We start from the raw sequence: 7,500 nt of genomic DNA on the forward strand, positions 1-7,500 counted from the left end.
GAAGACGCTCGAGCGGTCATAGTCGATCCGCACGGTCGGCGGCAGCAGCAGGTCTTCGATCGCGACCGGCGCCAGCCGCGGCGTGTCGCGGCTCTCTTCCAGCGACGGCAGACGACTGACGACGAGGCCGAGCTTGCGGGCGCGCATCAGCACGGATTCGGGCTGCGCGTCGTCCTCAAACGCCGACGGCATCATCACGACGCGCTCGATCGGACGCTGACGGCTGGCGAAATCCTCGACGACGTTGGACAGGTCGTCGATGCCGCCGAGAACCGGGATGCCGCGGATCGATTGATTGCGATCCGACATTGCCGGCGACAGGATGCCGATCGGCCACTGCCGCTTCACCGCGCCGCTCTCGACGCCGCGCAGAAACACCTCGGCTTCGGCGGCGCGACCGATGAGCAAGGTCGGCGCCGCATCCATGGTGCGGGCTTTATTGCGGGCGCGGGTGTAGCGGAAGTAGCGATAGGTCAGTCGCAGGCCCGACAGGAAGGCCACCTCCATGAAGAAGTAGATCACGATGGTGGTCTTGCCGAGAAAGAAGGTGCCGTAGACGTTGGGCGCGAGGAAAATGTAGTCGAGCACCAACAACGCCACGGTGAGCACGCTCGACGCGCGCAGGATATTCAGAAGATCCGGGATCGAGATGAAGCGCCACTTCGTCGTGGTGAGCTGGAACACGTAGCAGACGAAGAAGCTGAACACGACGAAGTACGGCAGGATCTTCAGCAGCAGCGGCAGCCGGTCCCACAATTCCTGACCGTCGAAGCGCAGCAGGAAGGTCAACACCACGGCCGCGGCGGTCGCCAGCACGTCGTGCAGCGCGATCAGCCAGTTTCGATAGGTGAAGCGCGTGATCGGTGTCATCGCACGCGCACTCTGCTCGGCGCGGTCCGGCTCATAGCTGGCCCTCGCGTGCGCGCGCCACCAGCGAGGTGGTGCTGTGTCCCGGCAGCGTGTCGACCAGCAGCACCTCACCGCCCCTGGCGGCGACGATCTCGTGGCCGACCACGGTTTCGCGGGTGTAGTCGCCGCCCTTCACCAGCACGCTCGGTTCGATCGCGGTGATCAGTTCGAGCGGGGTGTCCTGCTCGAAGATCACGACGAGATCGACCGCTTCCAGCGCCGCCAGCACCTCGGCACGGGCGCGCTCGTTCTGGACCGGGCGACCTTCGCCCTTCAACCTGCGCACCGACGCGTCGCTGTTCAGACCGACGATCAGGCGATCGCAGGCGCGGCGCGCCGCGGTCAGCACCTTGACGTGGCCGGGATGCAGGATGTCGAAGCAGCCATTGGTGAAGCCGACCCGCAGTCCCTCGCGGCGCCACTCCGTCAGACGCTGCGTGAGGTCATCGGGATGGCCGACGATCTTTTCCTCGGCGGCCAGCGAAGCATGCGGCAGCACCTTGCGGCGCAGTTCCGCCGGGGTCGCCACGGCGGTGCCGTTCTTGCCGACCGCGACCGCGGCAGCGGCGCTCGCCGCCCGCATCGCGGTCGCCCAGTCGGCGCCTGCCGCGAGCACCACAGCGAGCGTCGCCGCCACCGTGTCGCCGGCGCCTGAAACGTCGCGAACCTTCACCGGCAGCGCCGGCACGTGGATCGCCTCGCCGCCCTTCGGCACTAACGTCATGCCGTGCTCGCTGCGGGTCACCAGCAGCGCTTCGCATTCGGCCAGCGCGATCGCATCCTGCGCGGCGACGGCGATCTCGTCCGTCGTCTCGGCCGCGGTACGGGTCGCGGCGGCGAATTCCTTGCGGTTCGGCGTCAGCAAAGTGGCGCCGCGATAGAGTGCGAAATTTGCGCTCTTCGGATCGACGATGATGCGCTTGCCACGCTGCCGCGCGGCTTCGATCGCCGCTGCGATCAGCCGGGCCGTCAGCACGCCTTTGGCGTAGTCCGACAGCAGCACGATATCGGCGTGCTCGACCAGCGGCATGATCTCGTCGATCAGTCGCTGCTCGACCTCACCAGTGGCCGCCGATGCCGTTTCCCAGTCCGCTCGCAGCATGTGTGTGGAGAAATGCTCGGAGACGAAACGCACCTTGCGGGTGGTCGGCCGCGCCGGATCGCGCACCAGGTGCGCTTCGATCAAAGGCTCCTTGGCCAATTCATCCGACAGCGTGCGGCCGGCAACGTCGTCACCAATCAGGCCGACGAACAGACAGCGGGCGCCGAGCGCCGCGACGTTGCGGGCGACATTGCCGGCCCCGCCGATATTGATCTCGCTGCGCTGGACCGCAATCACCGGTGCCGGCGCTTCGGGCGAAATCCGCGAGACCTCGCCGTAAACGAACTCATCGAGCATCAGATCGCCGACGCACAGCACGGTCTGGCGGGCGATTGATTGCAGCAGAATGTCGAAATCCAACATTGAACTCCACGCTCCGGCGGCGTCAGCGATACNGATCGCTGCGGTCGAGATACCCGCCGACATACGATGCGACCGCGTCCTCGAGCGACGTGAAGCCGCCGTTATAGCCGGCGCGGCGCAGCCGGTCTGTTTTGCTCTCGGTGAAATACTGATAGCTGTTCCGGATCGATTCAGGCATGTCGATGTACTCGATGTTCGGCTCGCGCCCGAGCGCCGCGTAGGCGGCGAGCATCAGATCGCGGAAGCTGCGAGCCTGCCCGGTGCCGACATTGAACAGGCCGCTGACCGACGGCGTCGCGAACAGCCACATCATCACCCGCACGACGTCATCGACATAGATGAAGTCGCGGCGCTGATCGCCGTCGGCGATGCCGTCGCGATGTGATTTGAACAGCTGCACGACGCGGCCCGAGCGGATGTCGTCGAAGCGCTTGGACAGCACGCTGGCCATCGCGCCCTTGTGGTACTCGTTAGGTCCGAACACGTTGAAGAACTTCAGTCCGGCCCATTGCGGCGGCAGCTTGTCGCCGCGCCGCGCGCGCTCGAGCAGCGCGAGGTCGAACAGATGCTTGCTCCAGCCATAGAGGTTCATCGGCCGCAGCTGCTTCAGCGCCTCGAGCGACGGATCGTCGTCGAAGCCCTGCTCGCCATCGCCATAGGTCGCGGCCGACGACGCGTAGATCAGCGGCGTGCGCGTCTCGGTGCACCAATCGAGCAACCGCAGCGACAGGCGGAAATTGGTCTCCATCACCAGATCGCCGTCAGTGGCGGTGGTCTCGGAGATCGCCCCCATGTGGAAGATGGCGTCGAGCTTGCGGCCCTGCAGCCAGGACACCAGATCGGCCGGCGGCACGAAGTCCGCGAGCTGGCGCTTGGCAAGGTTGCGCCATTTGCCGTCGTGACCGAGCACGTCCGACACCACGACGTCGGCGCGGCCGGCCTCGTTCAGCGCCGCAACGATGTTCGATCCGATGAACCCGGCGCCCCCGGGACAAGCAGCATGAATCCCGCCTCGATTTGCGCGGCCACCTTTGCCCAGACCGGTTCGGCAGGCAACGCCAAGCCGGGGACAAACCGATCCCAAGACCGCTATTCGAAATCCCGGCTGGACGGCGGGCGGCGCAGCCTTTACCGCCATAGGCTGAAATCCCGCCAGGAGCCTCGGGCCCCGCGTCTATAAATGAATTACGATTCGCTCAAATCCAGCCTGGCCCAGGCGGCCGACCGGCACAGCACCAGCCCGGTGCTGCTGATCCCCTATATGTGGATCGGCGATTTCGTGCGGTGCCACTCGGTCGTGCGCGTGCTCAAGGACCGCTGGCCGGATCGGCCGGTCGACGTCCTGACCACCACGCTGTGCGCGCCGCTGGTCGACTATATGCCCGGCGTCCGGCAGGCGATCGTCTACGATCTGCCGCGCGGCAAGATCGCGCTTGGCAAGCAGCGCGAACTGGCGGCCCGCCTGCGCCGCGAGGGCTACGGCGATTCGCTGGTGATGCCGCGGACCTGGAAATCGACCCTGGCGCCATGGCTGGCCGGCATCCCCAACCGCACCGGCTTCATCGGCGAAGTCCGGTTCGGCCTACTCAACGACTGGCGGCGCGGCGAACGCAAGCTGCCGCGGATGATCGACTGCTGTGCGGCGCTTGCGCTGCCGCCGGATATCGAGCTTCCGCTCGATTGGCCCGAGCCGCAACTCGTTGTCCCCGAAGCAGAAATCGCAGCGTGGCGGGAGCGTCGCGGGTTGAAAGGCAGCGGCGTCGTTGCACTGGCGCCCGGCGCCGTCGGGCCGTCCAAGCGCTGGACCTATTATGTCGAGGCCGGAAAAGCTTTGGCAGATCGCGGTTTCGAGGTGTGGGTGATCGGCGGCCCCGGCGAGACGGAGAAAGCGACCGAGATCGTCGCCGCCGGCGGCCCGCGGGTGCGCGACCTCACCGGCACCGACCTCCGTGACGGCATTCTCGGGCTCGCTGCCGCCGATCTGGTAATCTCCAACGATTCCGGCCTGCTGCATGTCGCGGCGGCGATCGGCAGCCGCACCATCGGCATTTTCGGCCCGACCAGCCCTTGGCATTATGCCCCGCTCAATCCGATCGAGGCGGTGATCCAGGCCAAGACGGAGATTCCGTGCCGCCCCTGCCACAAGCCGACCTGCAAGATGCTGCATCATCGCTGCATGCGGGACATCCCGGTCGAGGACGTGATGACGGCCGCCATGGCGGCGCTCGCCGGTGCCGGCCTGTCCCCCAATCCGACCTAGCCTTGCGCCGACCGGCGCCTTGGGCTTTACCGATGCCGACCGTCCAACCATCGGGTGAGACTTGAGCCACGACCGCATCGCCGCGCATTTCCAGAACTCGCTCGACGCGCTCGCGGCGGCGTTGAAGGACGCCGCCCTGATGGACGCAACGCGAACCATCGCGGCAGCCTGCATCGCGGCGCTACGCGGCGGCGGCAAGATCCTCAATCGCGGCAATGGGGCAGCGCCGCCGACGCCCAGCACATCGCCGCCGAGATCATCGGCCGTTACAAACGCGAGCGCTCGGCCTGGCCGGCGAACGCGTTCACCACCGAACACTTCGGCACTGACGGCGATCGCCAACGACTACGGCTTCGACCACGTGTTCGCCCGGCAGGTCGAAGGCCTCGGCCCAGCGCGGCGACGTCTTCATCGGCATGACTACGTCGGGACGCTCACCCAACGTGCTCGCTGCGCTGAAGGTCGCGCGCGCACGCGGCCTCGTCACGGTCGGCATGACCGGCAGCGCCGGCACCGCGATGGCGGCGCATTGCGATCACCTGCTCGCCGCACCGAGCGCGGAGACAGCCATCATCCAGCAGATCCATCTGCTCGCCGGCCACGCGATCTGCGACGAGGTCGAGCACAGGCTCGGCGCTGCGGCCTGATGAGCAGCGCGAGCCAACCGCCGCGGCGGCCGGCTGCGTTTCTCGATCGCGACGGCGTCATCAACTACAACGATCATTATGTCGGCAGCCGCGATCGCTTTCGCTGGATGCCGGGTATCTCCGCGGCCATCCGGCGTCTCAACGAGGCCGGCTATTACGTGCTGGTGATTACCAACCAATCCGGCGTCGCGCGCGGACTATTCGGTGAGGACGAAGTTCGCGCCCTGCATCGCTGGATGTTCGAGGAACTGCGCTCCCAAGGCGCCGTCATCGACGACATCCGCTTCTGCCCGCATCATCCCGACGGCATCGTCGAGGCCTATCGCCGCGATTGCGACGATCGCAAGCCCGGCCCCGGCATGATCCTCGATCTGGCGAAAGCCTGGCCGGTCGACATGGCGAACAGCTTCGTGATCGGCGACAGCGACGTCGACATTCAGGCGGCACAGGCCGCCGGCCTGCCCGGCTATCAGTTCAAAGGTGGAGACATCGACGGCTTCGTCGCACAGGTACTCGCCGGTGCGCTGCGCCCCACTCCGGTTCCTAACTGAGCAGCCGCTCCGCAGCCTCGATCGCCTGACGCGCCGACGGCCCGCCGTTCTTGCCGCCCAGCACCGTCATGGCGCCGCTGCCGGCCGGGCCAGTCAGTCCCGGATCGGTCGACACGTAGATGCCGGCCAACGGCACGCGATAGGCCGCAGCGAGATGCAGAAGCCCGGTATCGACGCCGATCACCAGCGATGCGCCGGCGATCACTTGCGCAGTGAGATCGAGCGCCTGGCGCGCCAGCACACGGCTGCCCGGAATCGCCTCGCACAGCCGCTCCGACAGCAGCCGCTCCGCCTCGCTGCCCCAGGGCAAGACAACGGTTAGTCCCCTGTTTTGCAGCCAACGCCCGGTCTGGATCCAATCCTCGGCGCGCCATTCCTTGGAGGCGCGCGACGTGCCATGCAGAAGCAACGCGGTGCGCTCATTGCCGGCTTTCGGCGGCGCGATCAGGCCGTAGTCGATCTCCGCTGCAGGCTGATAGCCGAGCGACAGTCCTGTCAGCAGCCGGTTGCGCGTCACCGCATGCAGTGCGCGGCTGACGCTGTGGCGCACATCGTAGAAGCGCGACGCGAACGGTTCACGGATGCTCTGCGCGTCGTAGCCGTGGCGCTCGCCCTTGGCGATCTTGGCGATCACGGCCGATTTGGTCAGCCCCTGCGTATCGATCACCCGGTCGAAATCAGCCTCGCGCAGCCGCGCGCCGAAGTCGGCGATCTCGCGCCATGCCGATCGCTGCGTCAGTTGCGATCGCCAGCGCCGCGTCGCCACCGGAATCACTTCACCGACCGCCGGATGCAGCCGCGCCAGCGGCGCGAACGCCTCTTCCACCACCCAGGAGATCCGTGCGCCCGGGCAAGCGCGGGCCGCATCGGTGACCGCGGGCATCTGATGCACCACGTCGCCGAGCGACGACGTCTTGATGATGAGGATGTCGGTCATCGACCCCATACGGCCGCCAAAAGGCTCGGATACGGTTATAGATTGGCAACCATAAAGTCGATTGCGGGCGCGCCGAAGGGATCGGGGCGCCGGATTTGGGCTTCGCTATACCGCAATTCCATCCTTTGTCGACAGGCTGAACGACCGACGACTTTGGACTTGATCCAGATGGCCTTGAACCGAAAGACCCGATCATGACCGTGCTGGTCACCGGCGGCGCCGGTTACATCGGAAGCCACACCGTGCTGGCGCTTGCCGAGGCTGGCGAGAGCGTCGTGGTGATCGACAATCTGTCGACCGGCTTCTCGCATGCCGTGCCCGAGGGCGTGCCGCTGTTCATCGGCGATGCCGGCGATGAAAATCTCGTCGCGGGTGTCATCGCCTCGCACGACGTCGATGCCATCATCCATTTCGCCGGCTCGGTGATCGTGGCGGAGTCGATGCGCGATCCGCTCGGTTACTATCGCAACAACACCGCGACCTCGCGCAATCTGCTCAGCGCCGCCGTGAGAGCTGGCGTCGGCAAGTTCATCTTCTCCTCCACCGCAGCGGTCTACGGCAATCCCGACCGTACGCCCGTGAGCGAGGATGCGCCGACGCGGCCGCTGTCGCCGTACGGCCGTTCCAAGCTGATGACCGAGATCATGCTGCACGACGCCGCCGAGGCCTACGGCCTCAACTACGTCGCGCTGCGCTACTTCAACGTCGCCGGCGCCGATCCGCAGGCCCGC

General features: G+C 66.6%; 7 protein-coding genes and 1 pseudogene. 4 read left to right on the forward strand and 4 right to left on the reverse strand.

Annotation, left to right across the window (positions count from 1 at the left end):
• The 3 genes from I5M_RS06430 to rfaD form a co-directional block, all read right to left on the reverse strand.
• A partial coding sequence (locus I5M_RS06430) for a capsular polysaccharide biosynthesis protein (RefSeq protein WP_022720643.1) occupies nucleotides 1–870 on the reverse strand: 870 nt, incomplete at its 3' end.
• A 31-nt stretch (nucleotides 871–901) separates the two neighbouring features.
• Nucleotides 902–2,374 (reverse strand): D-glycero-beta-D-manno-heptose-7-phosphate kinase, encoded by a 1,473-nt coding sequence (rfaE1, locus tag I5M_RS06435; protein WP_022720644.1) that lies wholly within the window; start codon nucleotides 2,372–2,374, stop codon nucleotides 902–904.
• A gap of 22 nt (nucleotides 2,375–2,396) precedes the next feature.
• On the reverse strand, nucleotides 2,397–3,380 hold the full coding sequence (gene rfaD / locus I5M_RS06440; protein WP_031335610.1) for an ADP-glyceromanno-heptose 6-epimerase: 984 nt from the start codon (nucleotides 3,378–3,380) through the stop codon (nucleotides 2,397–2,399).
• 174 nt (nucleotides 3,381–3,554) lie between these two features.
• Between rfaD and waaF the strand changes: the two genes are divergently transcribed.
• The 3 genes and pseudogenes from waaF to I5M_RS06455 all read left to right on the forward strand — a co-directional run bounded on the left by waaF (nucleotide 3,555) and on the right by I5M_RS06455 (nucleotide 5,832).
• On the forward strand, nucleotides 3,555–4,634 hold the full coding sequence (gene waaF, locus I5M_RS06445; protein ID WP_022720646.1) for a lipopolysaccharide heptosyltransferase II: 1,080 nt from the start codon (nucleotides 3,555–3,557) through the stop codon (nucleotides 4,632–4,634).
• 61 nt (nucleotides 4,635–4,695) lie between these two features.
• Nucleotides 4,696–5,281, forward strand: a pseudogene (locus tag I5M_RS29270) (D-sedoheptulose 7-phosphate isomerase).
• Nucleotides 5,281–5,832, forward strand: a complete 552-nt coding sequence (locus I5M_RS06455) for an HAD-IIIA family hydrolase (RefSeq protein WP_022720648.1) — start codon at nucleotides 5,281–5,283, stop codon at nucleotides 5,830–5,832. Before I5M_RS29270 ends, I5M_RS06455 begins: the two are co-directional and overlap by 1 nt.
• Here I5M_RS06455 and waaC read toward each other — a convergent pair.
• Nucleotides 5,825–6,769, reverse strand: a complete 945-nt coding sequence (gene waaC, locus I5M_RS06460; RefSeq protein WP_031335612.1) for a lipopolysaccharide heptosyltransferase I — start codon at nucleotides 6,767–6,769, stop codon at nucleotides 5,825–5,827. The genes I5M_RS06455 and waaC overlap by 8 nt on opposite strands.
• A gap of 194 nt (nucleotides 6,770–6,963) precedes the next feature.
• Here waaC and I5M_RS06465 point away from each other — a divergent pair.
• A partial coding sequence (locus I5M_RS06465; RefSeq protein ID WP_022720650.1) for an NAD-dependent epimerase/dehydratase family protein occupies nucleotides 6,964–7,500 on the forward strand: 537 nt, incomplete at its 3' end.

Source organism: Rhodopseudomonas sp. B29, from assembly GCF_000333455.1.
Lineage (GTDB): Bacteria > Pseudomonadota > Alphaproteobacteria > Rhizobiales > Xanthobacteraceae > Rhodopseudomonas.

Bases quoted from the DNA above. Each gene is read 5' to 3' on its own strand.
- rfaE1 (WP_022720644.1), bottom strand. From the start codon at position 2,374: ATGTTGGATTTCGACATTCTGCTGCAATCAATCGCCCGCCAGACCGTG.
- waaF (WP_022720646.1), top strand. From the start codon at position 3,555: ATGAATTACGATTCGCTCAAATCCAGCCTGGCCCAGGCGGCCGACCGG.
- I5M_RS06455 (WP_022720648.1), top strand. From the start codon at position 5,281: ATGAGCAGCGCGAGCCAACCGCCGCGGCGGCCGGCTGCGTTTCTCGAT.
- waaC (WP_031335612.1), bottom strand. From the start codon at position 6,769: ATGACCGACATCCTCATCATCAAGACGTCGTCGCTCGGCGACGTGGTG.